General features: G+C 30.3%; 23 protein-coding genes. 4 read left to right on the top strand and 19 right to left on the bottom strand.

What is annotated here, in order from left to right; translation table 11 throughout:
* From EXC59_RS01310 to EXC59_RS01285, 6 genes are all read right to left on the bottom strand, one after another.
* Entirely contained in the window at positions 1–438 is a 438-nt protein-coding gene (locus EXC59_RS01310; protein WP_035369648.1) for a MarR family winged helix-turn-helix transcriptional regulator, read from the bottom strand.
* A gap of 116 nt (positions 439–554) precedes the next feature.
* Positions 555–986 carry a hypothetical protein gene (locus EXC59_RS01305; RefSeq protein ID WP_035369647.1) on the bottom strand — a complete coding sequence of 144 codons (432 nt, stop codon included), beginning with the start codon at positions 984–986 and terminating at the stop codon, positions 555–557.
* Positions 987–1099: 113 nt separating this feature from the next.
* The gene (locus EXC59_RS01300; protein ID WP_035369646.1) at positions 1100–1540 is read right to left on the bottom strand and encodes a hypothetical protein; all 441 of its coding nucleotides are present in this window, start codon (positions 1538–1540) and stop codon (positions 1100–1102) included.
* 20 nt (positions 1541–1560) lie between these two features.
* A complete protein-coding gene (locus EXC59_RS01295) occupies positions 1561–2061 on the bottom strand; it encodes a hypothetical protein (protein ID WP_162164049.1) in 501 nt (166 codons plus the stop codon).
* 44 nt (positions 2062–2105) lie between these two features.
* On the bottom strand, positions 2106–2360 hold the full coding sequence (locus EXC59_RS01290) for a hypothetical protein (protein ID WP_035369644.1): 255 nt from the start codon (positions 2358–2360) through the stop codon (positions 2106–2108).
* Between the two features lie 99 nt (positions 2361–2459).
* Positions 2460–3968 (bottom strand): InlB B-repeat-containing protein, encoded by a 1509-nt coding sequence (locus EXC59_RS01285; protein WP_035369642.1) that lies wholly within the window; start codon positions 3966–3968, stop codon positions 2460–2462.
* A 177-nt stretch (positions 3969–4145) separates the two neighbouring features.
* On the opposite strand from EXC59_RS01285, the gene EXC59_RS01280 reads away from it, so the two are divergent.
* A complete protein-coding gene (locus EXC59_RS01280) occupies positions 4146–4856 on the top strand; it encodes a helix-turn-helix domain-containing protein (RefSeq protein ID WP_129614234.1) in 711 nt (236 codons plus the stop codon).
* A complete protein-coding gene (locus EXC59_RS01275; protein ID WP_162849185.1) occupies positions 4811–5695 on the top strand; it encodes an IS3 family transposase in 885 nt (294 codons plus the stop codon). The genes EXC59_RS01280 and EXC59_RS01275 overlap by 46 nt, the downstream gene beginning before the upstream one ends.
* A gap of 71 nt (positions 5696–5766) precedes the next feature.
* On the opposite strand, the gene groL is transcribed toward EXC59_RS01275, so the two are convergent.
* Positions 5767–7374 (bottom strand): chaperonin GroEL, encoded by a 1608-nt coding sequence (groL, locus tag EXC59_RS01270; protein WP_035369130.1) that lies wholly within the window; start codon positions 7372–7374, stop codon positions 5767–5769.
* A gap of 33 nt (positions 7375–7407) precedes the next feature.
* Positions 7408–7665: a GroES family chaperonin gene (locus tag EXC59_RS01265; protein WP_035369128.1), complete on the bottom strand. Its 258-nt coding sequence runs from the start codon at positions 7663–7665 to the stop codon at positions 7408–7410.
* A 178-nt stretch (positions 7666–7843) separates the two neighbouring features.
* Here EXC59_RS01265 and EXC59_RS01260 point away from each other — a divergent pair, with 178 nt between their 5' ends.
* Complete coding sequence (locus EXC59_RS01260) at positions 7844–8482, top strand: NAD(P)-dependent oxidoreductase (RefSeq protein ID WP_035369126.1); 639 nt, start codon at positions 7844–7846, stop codon at positions 8480–8482.
* 741 nt (positions 8483–9223) lie between these two features.
* Here EXC59_RS01260 and rlmD (EXC59_RS01250) read toward each other — a convergent pair.
* From rlmD (EXC59_RS01250) to EXC59_RS01235, 4 genes are all read right to left on the bottom strand, one after another.
* A complete protein-coding gene (gene rlmD, locus EXC59_RS01250) occupies positions 9224–10594 on the bottom strand; it encodes a 23S rRNA (uracil(1939)-C(5))-methyltransferase RlmD (protein ID WP_035369124.1) in 1371 nt (456 codons plus the stop codon).
* A gap of 16 nt (positions 10595–10610) precedes the next feature.
* On the bottom strand, positions 10611–11966 hold the full coding sequence (locus tag EXC59_RS01245; protein WP_035369122.1) for a DEAD/DEAH box helicase: 1356 nt from the start codon (positions 11964–11966) through the stop codon (positions 10611–10613).
* Positions 11967–12136: 170 nt separating this feature from the next.
* Positions 12137–13828, bottom strand: coding sequence for a M3 family oligoendopeptidase (locus EXC59_RS01240; RefSeq protein WP_035369120.1), 1692 nt, complete (start codon positions 13826–13828; stop codon positions 12137–12139).
* A gap of 101 nt (positions 13829–13929) precedes the next feature.
* Positions 13930–14445, bottom strand: a complete 516-nt coding sequence (locus tag EXC59_RS01235) for an isochorismatase family protein (protein WP_035369118.1) — start codon at positions 14443–14445, stop codon at positions 13930–13932.
* A 276-nt stretch (positions 14446–14721) separates the two neighbouring features.
* Here EXC59_RS01235 and EXC59_RS01230 point away from each other — a divergent pair, with 276 nt between their 5' ends.
* Positions 14722–15903, top strand: coding sequence for an IS110 family RNA-guided transposase (locus EXC59_RS01230; protein WP_035369117.1), 1182 nt, complete (start codon positions 14722–14724; stop codon positions 15901–15903).
* Between the two features lie 149 nt (positions 15904–16052).
* On the opposite strand, the gene EXC59_RS01225 is transcribed toward EXC59_RS01230, so the two are convergent.
* The 7 genes from EXC59_RS01225 to EXC59_RS01195 form a co-directional block, all read right to left on the bottom strand.
* A complete protein-coding gene (locus EXC59_RS01225) occupies positions 16053–17063 on the bottom strand; it encodes a calcium/sodium antiporter (RefSeq protein WP_051659009.1) in 1011 nt (336 codons plus the stop codon).
* Positions 17064–17204: 141 nt separating this feature from the next.
* On the bottom strand, positions 17205–18566 hold the full coding sequence (gene rlmD / locus EXC59_RS01220; RefSeq protein WP_035369116.1) for a 23S rRNA (uracil(1939)-C(5))-methyltransferase RlmD: 1362 nt from the start codon (positions 18564–18566) through the stop codon (positions 17205–17207).
* An 8-nt stretch (positions 18567–18574) separates the two neighbouring features.
* Positions 18575–19780: a thiolase family protein gene (locus EXC59_RS01215; protein ID WP_035369115.1), complete on the bottom strand. Its 1206-nt coding sequence runs from the start codon at positions 19778–19780 to the stop codon at positions 18575–18577.
* Positions 19781–19887: 107 nt separating this feature from the next.
* On the bottom strand, positions 19888–21063 hold the full coding sequence (locus EXC59_RS01210; protein WP_035369114.1) for an acetate kinase: 1176 nt from the start codon (positions 21061–21063) through the stop codon (positions 19888–19890).
* Between the two features lie 73 nt (positions 21064–21136).
* Entirely contained in the window at positions 21137–21817 is a 681-nt protein-coding gene (trhA, locus tag EXC59_RS01205) for a PAQR family membrane homeostasis protein TrhA (protein ID WP_035369113.1), read from the bottom strand.
* A 4-nt stretch (positions 21818–21821) separates the two neighbouring features.
* Positions 21822–22346 (bottom strand): tRNA (cytidine(34)-2'-O)-methyltransferase, encoded by a 525-nt coding sequence (locus EXC59_RS01200; protein WP_084145172.1) that lies wholly within the window; start codon positions 22344–22346, stop codon positions 21822–21824.
* Positions 22343–23752, bottom strand: coding sequence for an MATE family efflux transporter (locus EXC59_RS01195; RefSeq protein ID WP_162163994.1), 1410 nt, complete (start codon positions 23750–23752; stop codon positions 22343–22345). Before EXC59_RS01195 ends, EXC59_RS01200 begins: the two co-directional genes overlap by 4 nt.
* Positions 23753–23767 lie beyond the last annotated feature (15 nt).

The following is a 23767-nucleotide window of genomic DNA, read 5'->3' as shown; positions in this document are numbered from 1 at the left end:
TTATTTTTCTTCTTCCTTTTCTTCTTTTAAATTTAACTTAATTTGATCGAGTACCTTAAAGAAAACTTCTAGATCTTCAGGTGCAATATCCTTAGCCATTGCAACTTCCATTTCTTCATACTTTTCATCAAATTTATGATGAAGTTTTGAAGCATGGTCTGTAAGCTTAATGATTTTCTTTCTGGAATCTTGTGGATCATCTAATCTTTCAATTAATCCATTACTTTCCATTAATTGAAGCATTCTGGAAACTGTTGATTTACGCATCATGAATGCTTCTTCTAAATCTTTCGGATTGACTTCTTCATTTTTATGTTTTGTCAAATACTTTAGAATTGCAGCATGAGACATAGAGATATTTTCAGTCGATGCTTCTTTATGCGTGAATCGCATAATTAGATTCATTAAGTTTCTTAACTCTAGTCCAATTTTCTTCAACGTGTGACCTCCTAAATTAGTTAGCATGCTAACAATTATATTGATTTTTTTATAATAGTCAATAATTTAGCACTTAGAAAAAAATTATGTAAAAAAAACTAGAGTTTGAACTCTAGTTACTTTTTAAATAAAAATACTGAATTATATTTTTTTGAATAGCCTGCTAAGACAACTCGATCCTTATACTTATCTACTGTATAGTCACCTACATTTTTAATCTTAAAAATTGCAAGTGTGTAATGTTCTTTTCCCATATAAACGAATTTAAATTTAGCTAGTGTTCTATTCATCTCATAGACTTGACCAAGTTTAACCTCTTCTAAATTAGTCAAATCCATTGAGTTATACTTAATTAAGTGATGGAAAGAATAAATTGTTTTCACTAATAACGGTAAAACTAATAAGACATCAATTAAGATAGCTATCCATTTATTATCAGTTGCAAGGAAAATAGCAATCGATAATCCAATTGCAAACAATACACAGATGATATAGAATAGAAAAGTTCGTAAGTAAACATCAAAATAAATGTTATTTTTTTTGCTCATATTATCTCTTCCTTTAACTAATAATAATTATACATGAAGTTTAAAAAAATAGACTCTATTCATTTAAATCAAAATTCTACAATTTTGTATTCCTTAAATAGAGGTCTAATTAATTATCTTTTTTCTAATAATACAACTGAAGTTGCTTTTTTGTTGTAAGCCGCATAAAATACAATTTGTTCAAATTCATGTTTATCAAGTTTTGCATAGATTTTTGTAGAAAAATGTTTTTTAGTATAATGACTTTTATTATCAAAAATAAAACTGTATCTTACAATACCAAGAAAATCTAGATGTCCTAGTGATAATTCTATTTTTTGAATCGTATCTTCATTTACATACTTATGGTTAATTGCCTGAATTGCACGTCTTGTTGTGGCAATTACTCCAAGTAAGGTTGCAAGGACAAAAAGTATTTTCATAAAAACCATTTGATTAAGTCCAGGTACCACAAACATAACAATAGTTAAGCCTAATAACCCTAATGTTATTAAACCGAATAAGATTGCCTCAAATTTAAAATACCTATAATATACATTAATAAACTTGTCCATAATTTTCCCCCTTAAATAATTCAATATGTAATAATATTAGCCGATAAAATGTGTAGAATTTTCATCTTATCTTTTTTTAATGAATTTCTTTCAAAAAACATTTTTTCAACAGAAGACCAAATAAATACCCAACTAATTATCACTTCAATATCATTGAAGACTTTTTGTTGTAGTAATGGAATTATGGTAGGTATGATTAATAAAACTAATCCGATTAAAAATAAAATGATTGCAATCCATCTTGCTTGTCTTAGATCACTTTTAATTCTAGCAATTTCTAAAGCTGCTAAATATTCTAATGTATTCATAAACTTTGCTTCATATGCAAATGGAATAAATAGATCAATTTCATCATTTGTTGATATGTATTCAGCTTGTGCTTTTAGATTTACATAACCTAATTTTGTTAATCTACCATCTTTAAAAACATCTTCTTTTAAGACAATTTCATTTTTATTAATTTTCTCTATTTTATAGTCTAATCTCTTTTCAATTTCTTTAAATAGTTTTTTATCTGCCATACATATCCTCCTTTAAAAATTTTGTAATAAAAGAACTAGTAATTCTAGTTCTTATTTTTTGATATAGAGTCTACGACTTTAGTGATTGTTTCTTTAACTGTATTAATTCCTTTATTAACTTCTTGATTTAATTTATATGTTGGATTCTCCTTGAAAACTAAGATAACACTATTGTTTTTAACTGCAATTGCATTCACAAAATCCCAACCAATTGTTTCTTGTTTATTGATCAATTCTGACATTTTTAGCGCCTTTTCATTGTTATCTTTTATCTTAGAAATAATTTCTGTTTTATACATTAGAAATCCTCCTATACCCTAACTTTATTATATAATATTTATTCAAAAACTTAAGCTTCTTCACACATATAGAAAAAAGAGCACAAAATGTGCTCATCTTTATAGTCTATTTTTATAGTTTTCAATCAGTTGGGTATATTTCTCTTTTATTTCATTAAGTTTAGTTTCACTTGTTCTATCTTTAATTGTAGCATTCATTTGTGTAATAAAACCATTCGGTGCGTATAAGCTATCTGATAGTATATCGATTAAATCAAGATATGTTTTTTCATAGATTGTCATATAAACTTCTAATGATAAATCATCATCAAAGACTTTTTTTAATGATGTTTTTAAATCATTTTCTAATGCTTCATCAGTTTGCCAGTACTGCAATTCATTCCAAACTTTGAAGACTAATTCTTCTTTCTCTTCATTTGATTTTCCAATCACATAAACGTTATAGCCATATTCAAATGACACATAATCACCTGTGTAAGTGTTACTTACAGGGTAAGGCACAAAGCCCATTTCAAATGAACGATTTAACCAACGGTTACCAACATTTAAGAAATGTAGGCTTCCTGGATGAATAAGTACTCTACCATTTAGCCAATCATCTGAGCCTGCATCATAAGTTCCATTTGGTTCAAATACTTGATAATCTAATAGTAAATCAGAAATAAAATCGAAAGTCTCTACTGAATTAGGTTTTACAAAGTCTACAGTTAACTCATCTAGATTTAAGAATGACCCACCATTTAATGGAACCATGTTCATTGCCCAAGTAATCGGTTGTCCACCTAATGCATAGTAATTATCACCTTTAGCACTTAATTGATTTTGAACAACACGTGACCATGATTCAAATTCAGACCATGTCCATTTGCCTTCTAAATATAACTCAGCAGGGTTAGCTACATTAAGTTCATTTAATAAATCTATATTATAGAATAAACCTTTTGATACTTTAGGCTTACTAACTTCAAAGCCGTAAATTTGATCACGATAAGAAACAAATGGTACATATCTTTCATCTATATTTCTTCCATAAGTACTTAAATATTTATTGATTGACGCAATCGCATCCAATCTAGATAAATCAGATATCCAATCAGATGATACTGAATAAATATCTGCCAGAGGTTTATTTAAGTGATGTCCTTCACTAATTGCGGATATACGACTTGGACCCCACATTGCACTAGAAGGATATGTTTTATATGTGATGGTTACATTATATTTAGTTTCTACTTCTCTTTGAAGATTTTGTTTTTCAGTTTTATACTTACCTTTATAATTTGGATGAAAAGGATCTACCTCTTCTAAAGCTGCATGCATAATTACAATTTCTATTGGTGGTGTTGGATTAACTTCAAATTTTGCATAAAGTGTTGTATCTTTACTTACTTTGGTAGTTAACTTAAATTCTTCTTCAAAAGTTAAATCTAAATACCAACCTTTAAAAGTAAACCCACTTTTTATAGGCGTAGGTAATTCTTTTAATTCACTTAACTTAATTGGAGGAATCTCTCCTGCCCCATCTGTATCAAATAAAATTAATGGATCTTTCATCTGACATGCAACAAGCAATAAAACAAAAAAAATTGCTATAAATATTTTTTTCAAACTTATCACCCTTTATGATTTATTTTCACCTTTATTATAATTTAATTATTTCAATTTATCTAATAAATTAATAAAAAACAGACACATCATAAGTTGATATGATACCTCTAAAGTAGACACAGGAAATAATATAAAGAAATATATATTATTACTGTTAATACTTGGAGGTATTTTATTTTGAGAAAAAACAAACGATTAAGTTATGAAGAAAAATTACTTATTTGCACGATATATGAGAAAGGCGAAGGGTCACTTAGACAGTTAGCAAGTCAGTTTGGCGTAAGCAAAAGCGCAATAGAGGTACTGATTTTCAAATATAGTAAGTTTGGTGCTGAAGCATTACGTATGCAAGGTATGAATCAAAGTTATACTGAAACATTAAAAAATGAAGTTGTTGAATCATATAGGAATGGTGCTGGAAGATATTATGATTTAGCCCTAAAATATGGAATTCGTAATCCGTCATTAATAGCAAGATGGGTATTAGGGTATAATAATATCAAAACTACACATAGTGAATCAGGTGGTATCGATATTATGGGACGTAAAACAACATTAGATGAAAGAGTTAAAATTGTAGAATACTTAATTCAAAATGAGTTTGATTATCAAGGTACCTCCTTGAAGTTTGAAGTAAGCTACCAACAAGTATACACTTGGTACAAAAAGTACCAAGTTTTTGGTGTTGATGGACTTAGTGACAAGCGTGGTCGAAAAAAACAACCTGATGAATTATCAGAACTTGAAAAATTAAGACGTGAGAATGAACGCCTAAAAAAAGAATTATATTTAAGTGAGGCAGCCAAGGAAGTCTTCAAAAAAAAACAAGAGTTGGAGGCCAAATCCCACTTAACAAGATTAGAAACCAAGAAACATATGAAACAATAGCTTATTTTAAAGATGTTTACGATATTAAATGGCTCTGTGAACTGTTAGGTATACCGCGATCTGCATATTATAAATGGTCAAACAGAATTAAACCATCCTATGAAACAAAGAATGAAGAAATGCTAGAAGTTATACAAACCTACTATAAACATTTCAATAAAAAATACGGTTATAGACGTATTAGAGATAACATCAATAAATATACTGGAAAAAATCATTCAGAAAACTACATTTATCGTTTAATGCGAGCCTACAATTTAAAATCTATTATCCGTCGTAAACGTCCAGGTTTCTTGAAGACTAAACCTGAACAAGTTGGACAAAACATATTAAATAGAGAATTTAGTGCATCCAATCCAAATGAGAAATGGTTAAGTGATGTTACAGAATTTAAATATGGATACAGTGGTCAAAAGCTTTACTTATGTGCGATATTAGACGTATATGATAAGAGTGTAGTTTCTTATCATATACATCATAGAAATGATAATCATCTCGTTTTTACAACCTTTAATAAGGCAGTGAAAAAGAATCCTGGTGCTCAACCAATGTTTCATAGTGACAGGGGATTTCAATACACGAGCAGATCATTTAAGAATCTATTAGATAAACACAATATGGTGCAAAGTATGTCTAGAGTAGGTAAGTGTATTGATAATGGACCAATCGAGAACTTATGGGGCATCATCAAATCTGAAATGTATTATTTAGAAACGTTTGATTCATCAGAAAAACTCACAAAAGCAATTAAAGATTACATTAAGTTCTATAATCAAGAAAGAATACAACGCAAATTAAAAAGCCATACACCTTTAGAATATAGGTATATGGCCATCTAATTTTATATTATTTACCGTGTCTACTTGACAAGAGGCTGTTCAAGTGATGTGACTGCTTTACTTTATATTGATTAATAATCCATTGTTGGCATTTGAGTTTTTGGTTCTTTTACTTCAACAACTGCTGCTTCAGAAGTAATTAAGAGTGATGCAATTGAACTTGCATTTAAGATTGCATTTCTAGTTACACGTGTTGGGTCAATAATTCCATGCTTTAATAAATCTACCCATTTACCTTCTTTTGCATCAAAACCATGATTTAATGGTTGTTTTCTTTGCATTTCTACGATTGTTTGACCATCAAATCCAGCATTTTCAGCAATTTGATAAGTAGGAACTAATAATGAGTCTAAAACAGCTCGAATACCTTTATTTACATCTGGATTTTCATCAGTGAAGTTATGGTTTAATGCTTCATAGATTTCAACTAATACGGCACCGCCACCAATAACAATACCTTCAGCAACTGCTGCTTTTGTAGCATTTAATGCATCTTCAATTCTTAATTTCTTTTCCTTTAATTCAGATTCTGTTGCTGCACCAACTTTAATGATTGCAACCCCACCAACAAGCTTAGCTAAACGTTCTTGGTATTTCTTCTTGTCATATTCAGATGTTGCTTGTTGAACTTGGTTCATAATTTCATCAATTCTTCTATCAATTGAATCTTTATGACCTTTTCCACCAATTAATGTTGTTGTATCTTTCTTAATAACTGCTTTAGAAACTTTACCTAAATCTTCTAAACGCATTTCATTAAGTTTCATATCTAAGTCTTTTGTATAGAATGTTGCACCAGTTAATATTGCAATATCTTGTAGTAATTCTTTTTGATTGTCACCAAATCCAGGAGCTTTAGTTGCCACTACATTAAATGTTCCACGAAGTTTATTGACAATTAAAGTTGATGTAACTTCATTTTCAATCTCTTCTGCAATCATTAATAATGGTTTGTTTGTTTTAATAACTTGTTCTAGAATTGGTAAGATTTCTTGGATTGTTTTAATTTTTTGATCTGTAACCAGTACGTATGGATCTTCAAACTCAATCGCCATAGTTTCTCTGTTGTTAACAAAATATGGCGAAATATATCCTTTATCATATTGTAAACCTTCAACAACTTCTAATTCAGTTTCAAATCCTTTAGATTCATCAACTGTGATAATACCATTTTTAGTTACTTTTTCCATTGCTTCTGCGATGATTGAACCAATTTCTTTATCACCAGCAGAGATACTTGCAACACTTTGTATATCTTCTTTAGAATTGATCATTCTTGATTTTTCTAATAATTTATCAGCAATAACTTTTCCAGCTTTTAACATACCTTCGCGTACTAAAATTGGATTAGCACCATGTTCAATTGCTTTAAAGCCTTTTTGAATAATAGATTGTGCAAGGACAGTTGCTGTTGTCGTTCCATCTCCTGCTTCATCATTTGTTCTATTAGCTACTTCATAAACTAATTTTGCCCCCATATTTTCATAAGCGTCTTGCAATTCAATTTCTTTTGCAATAGATACACCATCATTTGTAATCAGTGGTGATCCATATGATTTTTCTAAGATTACATTTCTACCTTTAGGACCTAATGTAATTTTGACGGTATCTGCTAATTTGTTCACACCGTTTAAGATAGCATCTTTAGCTACTGAGCCATACTTGATTTCTTTACTCATCATTATCACTCCTCAAACTAAATTAACTAAATTTTATTCATATATGGCTAATATATTTTCTTCTTTGATGATTAAATATTCCTTTTCATCAAATTTCACTTTTGTTCCTGAATATGTTTGGTATACAACTTTATCGCCTACTTTGATATCTTTCACTTTAGGACCAAGTGCAACGACATTACCAATTGAAGGTTTATCCTTTTCAGAAGTTGAAAGGATAATGCCTGACTCAGTCTTTGACTCAACCTTTTCGAACGATAAAACCACATATTCGTTCAATGGTTTTAACATAATTACACCTCCATTCAGTTATTGGCACTCTTTAATCTAGAGTGCTATTTCAATTATTATTATAGTCAAGATTTTCACACTGTCAATACCTTGTTTAAACTTTTTAGCATAATTCTAAAAATCAATTTCAATAAAAAAATATGATAAACTTGAATTAAGCAATAAGGAGGAATTATTAATGAAAATAGGAATTATTTGTGCAACCGGTAAAGCTGGCGAGTTAATTTTAAATGAAGCACTTGCTAGAGGGCATGAAGTTACTGCGATTGTAAGAAATAAATCTAAATTAAAAACTGATAAAGTAAAAGTTATTGAAAAAGATGCCTTCAGCTTAACTAAAGCGGACTTTATAGACTTAGATGTTTTAGTCAATGCATATGGCGCTCCACTAGATAAAGATACTGAATCAAATCATATCAAATTAGGTAGATTACTGATTAATGCATTAGCACACACCAAAACCCGTTTAATTGTTGTAGGTGGTGCTGGAAGCTTATTTACAGATAAATTGCATCAAAAAAGAGTGGTAGAGACACTTCCGGAATTTGTTCATCCAATTGCCAATGGACAACTAAAGAATTTATTGGACTTAGAAAGTTCTTCTAACCTTAATTGGACATTTATATCTCCTGCTATGATATTTGATTATCATGGCCCAAAAACTGGTAAATATGTCATAGGAAAAGATGAATTAATATTGAATGCTAAGGGAGAAAGTTATGTTAGTTATCTTGACTATGCGATTGCGCTACTTGATGAGATTGAGCATCCAAAACACTTAAATCAACGTTTTACTGTGGTTGCTGAATCAAAATAAAATAATCCACTTTTAAAGTGGATTTTTTTATGCCTTAATATAATATAATTCAGAAGCTGAAATATTGTATGAATTATCTGTTCTATCGAGTAGAGTAAAATTAATATATTTTCCTATTACTTTTTCTTCTACTTTAACTAGTTTTCCGTTTGAGTATCTAAACTGATCATACATGATTGACTTATGAATGTTATCAACAACTGTTCCTGAAAAAATTAATTCAATAGCACGATCTTTTCTATCTATTAAAGCGAAAGTATTTAAAACATCGTGGAGGTATGTATTATATAAATTACCTGAAAACTTTTCTATCTTTTTAAAATTAAAAGTTTATCCATTCATCTTAATTTCATAATAATTTCTTGTAGAACGATCATAAACATTCATTTCAAATTTAGTGATTTTACCATCTTTATTTGTCTTAATGATAAATTCACCAACGAGTGTTAACTGATTAACATCTGTTTTTGTTCGATTCGAAATACTTTCTTCAATTGTTAAAACTTCATTTAAATCAAAACTCCCGCGATAAAGATTCTTACCATTAAAGAAATCAACAATAAAAAATAAAAATACACCCAGTGATAAGGCAATGATAATTCTTATGTATCTCGGAATTTGTTCTAATTTTGTTTTGATTATCTTAATTATCTCTCCATAAAATTATTGTATATGTAATCAATTTTAATGTAAAGTTATTTACAAAAAAAGACTGAAATTATTTCTTTCAGTCTTTAATAATTACTCATCTTTTAAAACTAGTAATGAAACACTTTCAACAAGCGGTGTATATGGGAACATATCAAGTGGCACGATTTCTTTTAAATCATACACTTTTAATAACATTTCTAAATCTTTAGCAAGTGTTGATGGATTACATGATCCATAAATCAACTTCTTAGGTTTATATTTTAAGACTTGTTTGATTGTTTCATATCCTAAACCTGTTCGAGGTGGGTCAAAGAACATCGCATCAATTGATTTTTCTTCTAAGTTTTTTAACGCCTTTGTAAAATCAGATTGTAGTACAGTCACATTTTTTATGTTATTTCGTTTAAGAGATAAAATCGCACTTTGAACACTGCGTTGGTCGATTTCGATTGCATAAACCTTTTTACAATCTTTAGCAATGTAATGGCTCACTGGGGCAATCCCTGCATAAGCATCAATGACAATATCATCTTTACTTAAGTTTGCTAATTCTCTCATTTTATTATAGAAGTTATCTGCCATCACTGTATTTAATTGGAAGAATGATTCTGGATATAATGAGAAAGTTTGGCCATTTATTTTTTCGTTAATTGTTTGTTTACCGTAGACTAAGCGACTATTTGTTGAAAAGAAAACTTGTTCTTTATAATTATCTGTTAAGAATTCATAAACACTCATAATTTCAGGGAACTTTTGAACTAACTTCTCAGCAACTAACTCAATGCGTTCATCATGTTTCATGAGTAGGAAAGATACCTGAGTTTCACCTGTGAAATGACCACGACGAATGACTACTGACTTTACAAAACCTGATTTATCTTTTTGAATATAAGCGTCAAATCCTGTTTCATCCATAATAAGTTCTAAAGCTTGAACCATTTCGTTAATTCTTGGGTTTTGTACCGGCGTATCATTAACAGGAATAAATTCATTGCTTCCTTTTGCAAATAAACCAAACTTGTTATGTCCGTCTATTTTTCTAACTGGTAATGAAACTTTATTACGATACCCCAATGGTTCTCTCATACCAATAGTTGGTTTAATCATTGCGTATTTAATTTTTGATGTCACATAACGATTCAGTGCATTAACTAAAATATCTCTTTTTAATGCAAGTGCACGTTTATAAGTTAAATGTTGCATGCTGTAAGCGCCACATGCATCGTATGAAGGGAACTTCACTTCTAAACGGTCTGGACTACTTACTTTGATATTTATGATTTCAGCAACACCACGTGTCTCATAAAGTTCAGTTAACTTAACATCAACTACTTCACCTGGTAATGCATTATCAACAAATACTGCTAATTTATGATAATAGCCGATACCTTCACCGTTGATTCCAATTTTTTTAATTTCAACTTCGATAACATCACCAATTTTTAATTGTTCATTTATCATTTTTACCACCTATACCTTATTTACTCTTTGATTGATAATAAGGATTTTTCTTTTTCTTATATTGCTCAAAAGAATCCGACTTTTTCTTTGAATTTTTTTTCTTTTTAGGATCATATCCTCTAAATCTTAGGTAATCTGGTTGTTTTTCAACCTTTTTCTTTTGGTCGTTCTTTTTATTTGAAGGATTCTTCTTTGTTTCTTTTGTTGTTTTCACATCTTTTACAACTTCTTTTTCTTTTTCATCCATGAATGGGTGAGGGAATACTTGAAGTTTTAAATTGATATGTTTTTCGATATCTTTTAATAAATCTTTTTCTTCATCACTGACAAAGGCAATTGCTTCACCTGCTTTACCAGCACGACCAGTTCTACCTATACGATGAATAAATGTTTCTTCAATTTCTGGAAGTTCATAATTGAAAACATAGTCTAGTCCACTAATATCTAATCCACGAGATGCAACATCAGTTGCAACCAGGATTTTAGTTTTTCCTGTTTTAAAATTAAGTAATGCTCTGTCACGTGCAGCCTGTGATTTATTACCATGAATTGGCTCTGCATGAATGTTCAACTCAGCTAAATTTTTAACTAAACGGTCTGCATTACGTTTTGTTCTAACGAAAATTAAGACACGTTTCATATTTTCAGTTTCAAGTAAATGTGCTAATAAATTTATCTTTTGTTTCTTTTTAACATGATATACACGTTGTGAAATAATATCTAATGTTTGAGTTACAGGTGCAACCGCAATTCTTACTGGATCAACTAACATTTCTGTAGCTAATTTTTCAATTTCTTTTGGCATAGTTGCAGAAAACAACATTGATTGTCTTTCTTTTGGAATATGACTAATAATTTTTTTGATGTCTTTGATGAACCCCATATCAAGCATTTGATCTGCTTCATCTAAAACCAAATATTTCACATGGTCTAATTTAACTATTTTTTGTTCCATTAAATCCATTAATCGACCCGGAGTAGCAATTAAGATATCAACACCTTTTCTAAGTGCTTCTTCTTGTTTCTTTTGGCTAACTCCGCCATAAATTATTGTGTTTTTGATATTAATAAACTTCGAATATTTGGTGAAGTTTTCACCAATTTGAGTTGCTAACTCTCTTGTTGGGGCTAATATTAATGCCTCAATTTTACGAGGTTTTGTAAAATCTAAAGATTCATAGATATGTTGTAAAATTGGTAACGCAAAAGCTGCAGTTTTACCTGTTCCTGTTTGGGCACTTCCTAATAAATCTTTCTTTGCTAATAAATGTGGAATTGCCTCAACTTGTATTGGTGTTGGTTCAGTATAACCAACAAATGCCACTGACTTTGCTATTTTTTCATTTAAACCTAAATTACTAAATGTATTCATAAAATCTCTTTTCTTACTTATTTGACACTTAAATATTAATTCATACGCTAATTGCCTTATAAAGTATACCATGAAATTAAAAATATTGTTTTAACTTAATATGGTTTCTTTATAATCACATGAAAATCTATAAAAAACACCTATCATAACGATAGATGTTTAGTAATCAATTAAAATTTAGTATCATCCACTTGATCTAAATATGCTTTTAGTGGAGCCATGATACGAGCGATTGTATTTTCTTTGAATGGAACTGGTAAGTTAGTTGCATTTAATAAACCTACAAAACTCTTTGAACCACCTAATTGGCATAATGCATAGTAGTTATCCCAAGTTGATTTTCTATCTACTTGATTTCTACCCCAGAAGTCAAATGCAATAACTTGAGCTAATGTGTAGTCAATATAATAGAATGGTGAATCAAAGATATGAAGTTGACGGAACCACCATAAACCTTCGCTTGTTGGGTCTTCCTCATCATACTGTTTCCATGGTTGATATTTAGCTTCTAATGCTTTCCAAGTGGCTTTTCTTTCTGCTGGTGTCATATTTGGATTAGCATAAACTTCATGTTGGAAGTGATCAACTAATGCACCATATGGTAAGAAAGTAATTGCTCCTGATAAGTGACTAAATTTATATTTTTCAGTATCTTCTTGGAAGAATTTTTGAATCCATGGCCATGCTAAGAATTCCATTGACATTGAGTGAATTTCACAACCTTCATATCCTGGCCAACGTTGGCTTGGAAGTAAGTTTCTTGATGTATAAACTTGGAATGCATGCCCTGCTTCGTGTGTTAATACATCCACATCATGTTGTGTTCCATTAAAGTTAGCAAAAATAAATGGAGCTTCAAATTTAGGGAAATAAGTACAGTAACCACCAGATGCTTTACCTGCTTTGCTCTCTAAATCAAATAAGTCTTTTTCTACCATCATTCTAAAGAATGCTGATGTTTCTTTACTCATTTCATCATACATTTCCATTGCTTGATTAACTAAGTGTTTCATATCCCCTTTTGGTGTAGGATTACCAGATAAGAAGTTTAAGTTTAAATCATATGATAATGGTTTTTCAATACCTAAACGCTTTGCACGACGACGTTCTAATGCTTCAACATAAGGAACTACATCTTTTAAAATTTGTTCTCTATATTTTTTAACATCTGAAGCATCATAATCAACACGTTTTAAGCGGTCATAACCTAATTGGATAAAGTTTTCATAACCTAATTTTTTAGCAATTTCAGTGCGAACTTTTACTGCTTTATCATAAATTTCATCAATTTTAGTTTCGTTTTCTTTATACCAGTTTGCAACCGCTAAAGATGCCCCACGACGAATATTACGGTCTTTATCTGTTGTTAATTTACCGATACTTGATAAATTGTAAGTTTCGCCATTAAATTCAATTTTAGCTGTACCTCTAACTTTAGTATATTCTGAATTTAATTTATTTTCTTCTTGAATAAGTTCAATCACTGATGCATCAAACACTTTAATACCTAACTCATATTGTTTGAATAATAGTGAACCTAATTCCTTTTCTAATTCAGTTCTAAACTTTGATTCAACAACAGCCTTTTCAAATAATACATTAAATTCAGTAATTTCTGGTGCTGCTTCATCCATATAATCTTGTTCTGCTGCATAGAACTCATCAGCTGTATTAATTGTATATCTAACGCTAGCAAGCTGGAACATTGTATCAATGTAATCATTGTAGTCGTTATATGCTTTAATAATTTCTAATTGTTCTTGAGCAGAAGTTGCTTTTTCGAATTGTTCTTTAAGCTCTGTCATTTTAGCTTTAGCTTGTTCTTTATCAATTCTTTCATATTTAAAATCTTGAAATTTCATTTTCTCTCCTCCATAACTTGTTTTCATTTTAACACATAAAACAAAGCCTGACTTAAATTTTCCTAGAATTCAAAAAATATATTTTTTTCTTTACATCTAATCTAATTTACATTTTCAGTTTCAACAAGTTCAATTACATTTGAATTATGAATTACAGTAAGTAAAAAATCAGTAATATCTAATGATTTATAACCATAAATTTTACCTTTATTTACAGTATCAATTGCATCTTCTACAATTTTAACTTTGTATCCTCTATCATAGGCAGCAATTGATGTAAATGCAATACAATATTCACTATTAAAGCCAGTAACATATAGTTCATCAATTTGATTATCTTTTAAATATGATGTTAGTGTTGTTTGAAAGAATGCACTCGGTGTATATTTTTCTACAACAAACTCATTTTGATAATCTAACATTTCAGAAATTTTAGATCCTTCATTCTCTTTATTAAAGAAATCTTCTTTATGCTCACTACAGTGTCTAACAAAAATAATTTTGTCATTATTTTCTCTAAACTTTTTGATTAATTCATTAATTTTATCAATAATTTTTGTTTCTTTTTTTAAATCGATCAATCCTTTTTGGACATCAATTACTATTAAAGCTCTCATATATTCTCCTAATATATACATGTAAGACAATTTACATGTTATTTTTTTATTTATAAGTGATTGTCCACTATAATAAACTTATGATGATATCACAGACTAGTTTATATTCTCCCTACAGCGTTTACGACTGGTTAAAATAGGATATATCTGTGACTTTAATTAAATATGGTTATGAGTTGGATACAGCATTTTATGACTGGTTATTTCTAATTAGGTTACATTCATTAAAGTCTGCAGCGCTAAGCTTCGTGTTCATCAAAGAAAGGCAGGGATCTTATGATTCTAGTAGGTATTGATGTCGCCTCAAATAAACATGACATCTTCATTATGAATGCATTAGGTGAAGTATTTAATAAACACTTTACAATCGATAATACACGTCAAGGCTATAAAAAACTCCTTGAGCAAATTTCATTGGCCAAAGAGTTCTTCAAAGATTCTAATGTGCGTATAGGGCTTGAATCTACTGGACATTACTCTAGAAATATCTTATACTTCTTAATCCTCGAGGGATACGATGTAATGTTTATTAATCCATTATTAACCAATATGGACCGAAAGGCTTCCTCAGTTCGTAAAACGAAGACTGACTCTATAGACGCCAAGGCCATTTGTATGTTTCTCATTCGAAACCAAAACGATTTCAAACCCTATACACTATCATCATATCATATTGATGAACTCAAAATACTTGTTAGACAAAGAAAATCTTTAAAAAAACAATTAAATCAAATAACTAATCAACTTCACGCATTCTTAGATCAGGCTTTCCCTGAATATCATACCGTATTCAAGAATATCTTATCTAACGCCCCATTAACACTTTTATCGTCGTATGCTTCATTATCAGAACTAAAACGCGTTAGAGTAAATACGTTATCTGAACTTCTTAAGAAATCTTCTAAAGGTAGACATGGTTTAGCAAAAGTTGAACTCATTAAAACATTAGTTAAAGATTCAATTGGTATAGATAGTGCATCTTTATCACTATCCATCAAACAATCTGTCCAAACCATTAGAACTATTGAAAGTCAGATTGACCAAATTAATCAATTGTTAGAACACCATATCACTGAATCTAAAACCACCCTTTTAAGTATTCCCGGCATTGGTACTCAGACCGGTGCTATCATCTTAGCCGAAATTGGTGATATCAATCGTTTTAAATCAGATGATGCCTTACTAGCATATGCCGGTCTTGATCCATCTGTTTATCAATCCGGTAATTATGAAGGCAGCTTTAAGATATCAAAGCGTGGATCATCTATTTTGAGATGGGCCATCTTTCAAGCTGCTAAGGTAGCGGTTATTCATGACCCCGTTTTTAACGCTTACTATGAGAAGAAAAAATCTGAAGGAAAGCATTACCTAACAATTATTGGCCACGTTACTAAGAAGCTCCTTAGAGTTATTCGTTCCATTTTAAAGAACAATAGTGTATATACTGTTTCTCATTAACCGTATTTAATTATCAAAGATTTAAAATAAGGTGTTTCATGGACATCTGTTTTAGCATGTCTTTTTATCATTTCAACTATTATTTGTTAAACACTTGACATTCATCTAATAGTTGGCTAATTAAAAGTAAGCTTTGATATGCCTTCTTTTTATAATACTCCAAATGTTCTTAAAACTAAGTAAACCACGTAAAAAATATAAGTAACAATTAAAATTAAACCAACATTTTTTGTAAGTTTTCCTTTAATCGCAAATAGTGATACAAAGATTGTCACACCAAGCATAATTACTAAATCAATTAAAATAGCTTCATTAAACTTAAGATTTGTGATTGTTGAAGATAAGCCTATAATGAATAAGATATTTAAAATGTTAGAGCCAATGACATTCCCTAAAATCATATTATTTTGCCCTTTTTTAGCTGCTGCAATTGTTGTCATTAATTCTGGTAATGAAGTTCCAACTGCTACAATAGTTAATCCTACTAAAGTTGTTGCAGCAGTTTTCGTCATTCCAAATGCAACTGCTGCAGTTTCTGCTAAATATGTAGCAGGCGTTGTGACCAATTCAGCTCCAATTGCAATTCCTGCAGCACCAATTATTAATAATGGAATTGTCCATTTAGTAAATGGTTTAACTTCATGCTCTTCTTCATGATTTACTTCATTTTTAGAACTTCTAATTAAAATATAAATGTATAACGCACAAATTAATAGTAAAATAATACCTTCATACCAAACAATTCTTTGATCCGTATTGAATAAAAACCCAAATAATACAAACATAACTGTAGCCAAAATCATGAATGGAATGTCACGTTTTTGTATATTTTTTCCAACTAAAATAGTACCAAATAATGGGCCAATACCTAAAATTAAAGTAATATTCACGATATTTGATCCAATCACATTGCCCAATGCTAAATCAGATGTTCCCTTTGCCTTAATTGCTGAAACTAAACTTACCGCTAATTCAGGTAATGATGTTCCTAATGCAACAATTGTTAATCCAATCACAAGTGTTGATATCTTTAATTTTTTGGCTAGGCTTGATGCACTATCGACAAAGATATCAGCACACTTTATTAAAATTAATCCACCAACAATTAGTATCATAATGTTAGCCAAGACATTTAATCCTGTTTGATTAAAAATTTCCATATTTACTCCTTCTAATATTCATGATGAATATGTTTTTCCACATGTTACTTATTATACCGATATATCTAAATAACTCAAATTAAAGGCTCAAGAAAATACATCTCATAATGAGATGTATTTATATATATTATTTAACTAAACTTAGTTCTTTTTTTCTAATAATGTAATGGATTCAACTAAACTTGTGAATGGAAACATATCAACAGGCACTATTGTTTTAATATCATATAAATCTTTTAATTCATTAATATCTTTAGCGAGTGTTGAGGGATTACATGAACCATACACAATTCGAGTTGGAAATAATTTTTTTACCATATCAATGCCATCAAATCCTAAGCCTAAGCGTGGAGGATCAAAGAAAATAACATCAATATTTTCATTCATTAAAAGATTAGTTGATTGTTTAAAACTACTATTGATCACTTCAACATTTGTAACATTATTGAAGTTTAGTGCTTCTTTTGCAGTATCTGATGTTTCTTTATTAATTTCGATTGCATACACCTTTTTAGCATATTTATAGACATAATGTGATACAGGTGCCACACCTGCAAATGCGTCAATGGCAATCTCGTTAGGCTTTAAATCAGCTAGTTCCACCATTTTTTTATAGAACTTATCTGCTTGAGTTGTGTTCAACTGAAAAAATGTATCCGGCGTTAACATGTAGTTATTGCCATCTAATGCTTCACTAATGGTCCGTTTACCAAATAATAAATACGATTCATTGGTATAAAATGTATCTTTTTTTGTATCATTATTAACAATTTCAAATACAGATACAATTTCAGGGTGTAATTGAATAAGGTCATCAACAATATATCCAATTTCAACAACTCTTTCAGGAACAATAAATGAAACTTGAATTTCATCTAAGTTTTCTGAAATTCTTACCACACCATGAGATATGAATCCAGTTTTTGATTCAAAATCATACGCATCAAGTTGATATCTATCCATTAATTCAGTAATTGTTTTAAATACTTCATTAATCTTTTGGTGTTGGACACCACAATCCTCAATCGCAATGAATCGATTAGAGTTTCTTGCAAACATTCCAAATTGGTTTTTTCCATCTATTTTTTTGAATGGTAGACTTGCCTTATTGCGATAGTGCATTGGGTCTTCCATACCAATAGGTTCTGCAAAAATTTGTTTATCATAATTTTTATAATAACGATCAAAAGACTTAATTAAGATATCTTTCTTTTGTTTTAACATTGCACTATAGTTAAAGTGTTGGGTTTGACATCCGCCACATTCGTCAAACACTGGACAAAATGGTGTTGTTCGGTTTTCTGATTGTACAAGAATTTTAAGTACTTTGGCAATTGCTCTATTTTCAAAAACTTCTGTAATTTGTGCTAGTATTTTTTCTCCAGGTAAAGCACCTTCAACAAAAATAGCTAATTTTTGGTAGTATCCAATACCTTCTCCATTAATTCCCATACGTTTAATTTCTAATTCGATAATATCGAATATTTTAACGTTTTGTTGCATCATATCACCTAAATTCTTTTAATTAATACTGCAGTGCCCATGCCACCACCAATACATAAGCTTGCTAAACCATATGTTTTATTGTATTCGTGTAATTCATGTATGAGGCTAACTAAGATTCTATTTCCTGAAGCACCAAGTGGGTGTCCTAATGCGATTGCACCACCATGTATATTTAACTTATTTAAAATACTTTCTATATCAATTCCATTCGATACACTTAATTCTTTTACAACACCTAAAACTTGTGCTGCAAATGCTTCATTGATTTCAATTAAATCAATCTCAGCTAAACTCATTTTTGTTTTTTCTAATATTTTATTAATCGCTAAGGTTGGACCTAATCCCATATACATTGGATCTAGTGCAGCTTTTGAAGTTGCAATAACTTCTGCAATTGGTTTTAAATTTAATGAGGTAACCATTTCTTCACTAGCAAGTAATATAAAACTTGCCCCGTCATTTAGACCACTTGATGTAGCCGCTGTTACTGTTCCATTTTCTTTAAAAATAGTTCTTAACGTACGCATCTTTTCTAAATTTGAATTTCGATTTATAAACTCATCTTTATCAAAAATATGAATGTTTTTTCTGTCTTTTATAGTAATTGGTAAAATTTCTTTATTAAAGAAACCTGTGTCAGATGCATGAATTGCTTTCATTTGAGACTTGTATGCATATTGATCTTGTTCTTCACGACTAATATTTAGCTTTTCTGCAATCATTTCTGCAGTATACCCCATTAATACATGATTAAATGGGTCGATGAGTCCATCTTTATAGATGCTATCAATAATTTCTTGGTTACCCTGTTTCATACCTTTTCTTGTATGCCCTGTTATGTAAAATGGTGCTTCACTCATTGACTCAACACCACCAGCAATAACAAGGTTATTATCTCCAGACTGAATAGACTGGAAAGCACTAATCACTGATTTCATTCCTGAACCGCATAACATATTGATACTGTATGCAGCTACATTTTCAGGTATACCAGCTTTCATTGAAATTTGTCTAGCAATACCTTGACCATGATTACTTTGAATCACATTACCAATAATGACTTCATCTATAACCTTTTTATCTATATTTATGTTATCAAGCATCTGCGATAAAATTTGTGCTGAAAAATCAACCATGCTTATGTTTGATAATGTTCCTAAGTATGATCCAATTGCACTACGTTTTGCTGCTACAACAAATACTTTTTTCATAAATACCTCTTTAAAAACTACTATATTCATTATAAATGAAAACTTATTTTTTTCCTAATTTTATCCAACAAAAAAATCAGGATTTCTCCTGATTTTAAATATTAAAGTTATTTTCTTAATCTCATAACATCTCTTGCAATCATAACTTCTTCGTTAGTTGGAATTACCCAAATTTTAACTTTAGAATCTGCTGCTGAGATTTCTTTTTCACCACGTGAATTGTTTGCAACTGGGTCTAATTTAGCTCCAACAGCGCTTAATCTATCCACGATAGCTTCTCTAACTTCTTTAGCATTTTCACCAATTCCTGCTGTGAATACGATTGCATCTAATCCACCCATTAACACGAAGTATGAACCGATATAATCTGCGATTCTTTTCGCTTGGATAGTGATTGCTAATTGTGCTCTGTGATTTCCTTGATGTGCAGCATCTACGATATCACGTGAGTCATGTGAAACACCTGAAACGCCTAAATAACCTGAATGTTTATTTAAGTCATTTAAGATTTGATCAATTGATTTACCTTCTTTTTTAGCAATTAAGCCAAAGATTGTTGGGTCAACGTTACCTGAACGTGTTCCCATTGGAATCCCTTCAAGTGGAGTTAATCCCATTGATGTATCGACTGATTTACCATTCTTAACAGCAGTGATTGATGCACCATTTCCGATATGACAAACAACAATCTTAGTATCTTCTTTACCTAAACGTTTTGCAGCGATTTCTGAAACATATTGGTGAGATGTACCATGTGCACCATATTTTCTAACACCATATTTTTCATACCATTCGAAAGGAACGCTATATAAGTAACTTTCTTCTGGCATTGTTTGATGGAATGTTGTGTCAAACACAGCAACTTGGATAACATTCGGTAATGCTTTTCTAAATGCATTAATACCAATAATATGTGCTGGGTTGTGTAGTGGTGCTAAGTCATTTAATGAAGCAATTTTAGCTACAACTTCATCATCAATAACTGCAGAATCTTTAAATAATTCTCCACCTTGAACGACACGGTGACCAACACCTTCAATTTCTTCTAACTTATTAATTACGCCGTGTTTTAATAATCCTTCGATAACTAATTCAACAGCTTTAGAGTGATCTAAAATTTCACCTTTTTTTACAAATTTTTCACCATTAAATTTAAAAGTGAACTCTGCATTTTTATTACCAATTCTTTCAACGATACCTGATGCAATTTCTTTTTCTTCTGGCATTTCAAGTAATTGGAATTTTAAGCTGGAACTTCCAGCATTAACAGCTATGATTTTCATATATCAATTGCTCCTTTTTCTATACGTCTAAATTGTAACTTATTATATATAATAATTCAAGTTTTATCGGGGTTTATCCCATTAAATATGTGTAAATCGCACAAAATTGTAACACAGTTCCTAATGCAACCCATAAATGCCAAATAAAATGGAAGTATTTAATTCTTGATAGGCTATAAAATACTACACCTATTGAATAACTTACTCCACCTAATAGGATAAGCCACATTGCAGCTGGTGCAAATTGATATAAATCTACAATAAAGTATAATCCGCTCCATCCAATAAGTAAGAAAATAGCAACGTGTAATGGTTGATATTTTTTTACCCAAATGGATTTAAAGATAACACCAATAATAATTAATATCCATTGGCAAATAAATAAGAATATACCTTCACTTAAGAATCCTTCAATACCAAACATTGGGTTTTCTCTTAATGATGGTAATAATAGTAAATTCGGTGCAAAAGTTCCACCAATTAATAAATAAATTGATAGGTGATCAAATCTTTTAAATAAACCTTTACTTTTAGTAAAAGCTAATGCATGATACAGTGTTGACATTGTATAAAGCATGATAATTGAAATTCCAAAAATTAAGGCTGAAGTTAACTTCCAACCATCATTTCCTGCTTTAACTACTAACAAAATTAATGCAACAATACCAAATATTGCCATTACACCATGTGAAACGCTATTTGCAATTTCCTCACCTACGGTTTGAACTCTTTTTACCTTTTTTATTTTTTCCACTATTTTATTCTCCTTTAAATTGTTTTAAGTAGTTGCTTCCTTTTAACGTATCCGGCTCATGATCAAACAATGACGGATAGTCAAGTTGTCTTAACACTTCAAATACGGTGATTGCAACTGCATTTGAAACATTTAAACTTCTGATTTTATCATTTGTTGGAATTCTAAATGTAAATTCTTCATTTTCTGCTAATAACTTACGATCAATTCCATATGATTCTGATCCAAAGACTAGATAAATATCTTCATCAATTGCTTTATAGTCTGGGTCAGAATGACGATGCTTTCCATAACGGGTTAGGAAGAAATATCTACCTTTTCTGTCTTTAGTAAATGATTCCCAATCTTTATGAATTTCAAAGTATAAGTGATCATAATAATCTACTGCACTTCTTCTTAATTTCGCATCATCAATTTTAAAACTAATTGGTTCGATTAAATGTAACCTAACATTTGAACCAACACAAGTTCTCATGATATTTCCAACATTTTGTGGAATTTCAGGTTGACATAACACAACGTGTATCATGCGGTTTGTCCTCCATCTTCTATATTTACTTTTACTTCTAAACTCACTCTTTTTGTGAGGTGATGCGCATGGAATAAAGCAAGAATATTTGAAACATTCATCGCAATCCATACAATTGAATAACTTAAATTTTTAAAAAATATAAATAAAATAATTAACATTGGTATTCGTAAAACCCATAATCTAAATGATTGAGCTTTCATACCCAAATCACTATTACCACTACCATTGAAAATAGCCATGTAGTTTTGGAAAATTGCCATCGCTGGTTGTGTTAATAGTAACCAAATCGTATATTCGATAGATACCTTAACTAAATAAGGATTACCTGGCCCAACAAGTGCTTCAACAAATGGTTTTCTATAAATAATCGCAATCGTGATTGCAACTACTGTGATAGAAAATGTCATCACGCCAGATTCATTATAAATTTTCCTTGCACGTTCTGGTTTACCATGTCCTATGTTTGCCCCAATAAAAACTGCAGAAATGGTTGTGATTGCATATATTGGATTCATTAAGAGTGATGATAGTTTATTCCCAGTTGCAAATGCACTTGAAATATCATCCCCATAAACCCTTTGAACAAACACATTAATAATAAAGAATCCAAAATAAGTAATTGCATGTGATAAAGCAGCAGGATATGCAAATGGCCACAGTTCTTTAATTGATTCTTTTCTTGGTAATAAATCTTTAGTTTTTAATTTGATATATTTTTTTGAACGATATAAATCCAATAACATGAATGGAACAAAAATCATGTTACCAATTAATGTCGCCCAGGCACTTCCCATGACACCCATTTTTAGAACAGATACAAAGTACCAAGTCAGTACAATATTTAATAAGATTCCTAAAACATTATATATCGTAGGTAAAACTGTTGAACCTTGAGATTGTCTAATTGCTTGATATACTGTAAAGAATACAACCCCAACAAGTTCAAATGAACGAATATTAAAATAAGAAAAGGCAAACTCAAATGTTTGTCCTTTAGCACCCATGAGTGGAATAATTAACCACGAAGTTACTAGGATGAAAATTGTTAATACGATTCCTACAATAACAGATAATGCAATAAATTGCCCACTAAAGTATTTGGCTTTATCATAACGTTTTGCGCCAATAAACTGCGAAACAACAGCCATTGCACCAATTGATAGTCCTACGCCTAAAGCTAGAATTAAGTTATTAAAGGTTTCATGTAAATTAAGTGCAGCTATAGCTGATGAAATTGTTTCAGATGATCCTTCCATTCTTGAAACAAAATAAATATCAACCATACCATTAAATGACTTAATTAGATTATTAATTAAAATCGGTAAAGAAAGTAAAAGCATTTGAAGCCATGTTTTTTTACCATATAACATGCGCTTTGTATTTTCTGATATTTCGCCTTGCATATATCTATAATTTTA

Source organism: Acholeplasma hippikon, assembly GCF_900660755.1.
Lineage (GTDB): Bacteria > Bacillota_I > Bacilli_A > Acholeplasmatales > Acholeplasmataceae > Acholeplasma > Acholeplasma hippikon.
Note: the sequence above shows the minus strand (reverse complement) of the source record. Positions and strands in the feature narration are given on the sequence as shown.

Coding starts and splice junctions, on each gene's coding strand:
- EXC59_RS01195 (WP_162163994.1), bottom strand. CDS start 23,752: ATGCAAGGCGAAATATCAGAAAATACAAAGCGCATGTTATATGGTAAA.
- rlmD (WP_035369124.1), bottom strand. CDS start 10,594: ATGATAAATGAACAATTAAAAATTGGTGATGTTATCGAAGTTGAAATT.
- EXC59_RS01305 (WP_035369647.1), bottom strand. CDS start 986: ATGAGCAAAAAAAATAACATTTATTTTGATGTTTACTTACGAACTTTT.
- EXC59_RS01300 (WP_035369646.1), bottom strand. CDS start 1,540: ATGGACAAGTTTATTAATGTATATTATAGGTATTTTAAATTTGAGGCA.
- EXC59_RS01245 (WP_035369122.1), bottom strand. CDS start 11,966: ATGAATACATTTAGTAATTTAGGTTTAAATGAAAAAATAGCAAAGTCA.
- EXC59_RS01240 (WP_035369120.1), bottom strand. CDS start 13,828: ATGAAATTTCAAGATTTTAAATATGAAAGAATTGATAAAGAACAAGCT.
- EXC59_RS01230 (WP_035369117.1), top strand. CDS start 14,722: ATGATTCTAGTAGGTATTGATGTCGCCTCAAATAAACATGACATCTTC.
- groL (WP_035369130.1), bottom strand. CDS start 7,374: ATGAGTAAAGAAATCAAGTATGGCTCAGTAGCTAAAGATGCTATCTTA.
- EXC59_RS01210 (WP_035369114.1), bottom strand. CDS start 21,063: ATGAAAATCATAGCTGTTAATGCTGGAAGTTCCAGCTTAAAATTCCAA.
- EXC59_RS01215 (WP_035369115.1), bottom strand. CDS start 19,780: ATGAAAAAAGTATTTGTTGTAGCAGCAAAACGTAGTGCAATTGGATCA.
- EXC59_RS01265 (WP_035369128.1), bottom strand. CDS start 7,665: ATGTTAAAACCATTGAACGAATATGTGGTTTTATCGTTCGAAAAGGTT.
- EXC59_RS01260 (WP_035369126.1), top strand. CDS start 7,844: ATGAAAATAGGAATTATTTGTGCAACCGGTAAAGCTGGCGAGTTAATT.
- EXC59_RS01200 (WP_084145172.1), bottom strand. CDS start 22,346: ATGATACACGTTGTGTTATGTCAACCTGAAATTCCACAAAATGTTGGA.
- EXC59_RS01225 (WP_051659009.1), bottom strand. CDS start 17,063: ATGGAAATTTTTAATCAAACAGGATTAAATGTCTTGGCTAACATTATG.
- EXC59_RS01295 (WP_162164049.1), bottom strand. CDS start 2,061: ATGGCAGATAAAAAACTATTTAAAGAAATTGAAAAGAGATTAGACTAT.
- EXC59_RS01290 (WP_035369644.1), bottom strand. CDS start 2,360: ATGTATAAAACAGAAATTATTTCTAAGATAAAAGATAACAATGAAAAG.
- EXC59_RS01235 (WP_035369118.1), bottom strand. CDS start 14,445: ATGAGAGCTTTAATAGTAATTGATGTCCAAAAAGGATTGATCGATTTA.
- rlmD (WP_035369116.1), bottom strand. CDS start 18,566: ATGCAACAAAACGTTAAAATATTCGATATTATCGAATTAGAAATTAAA.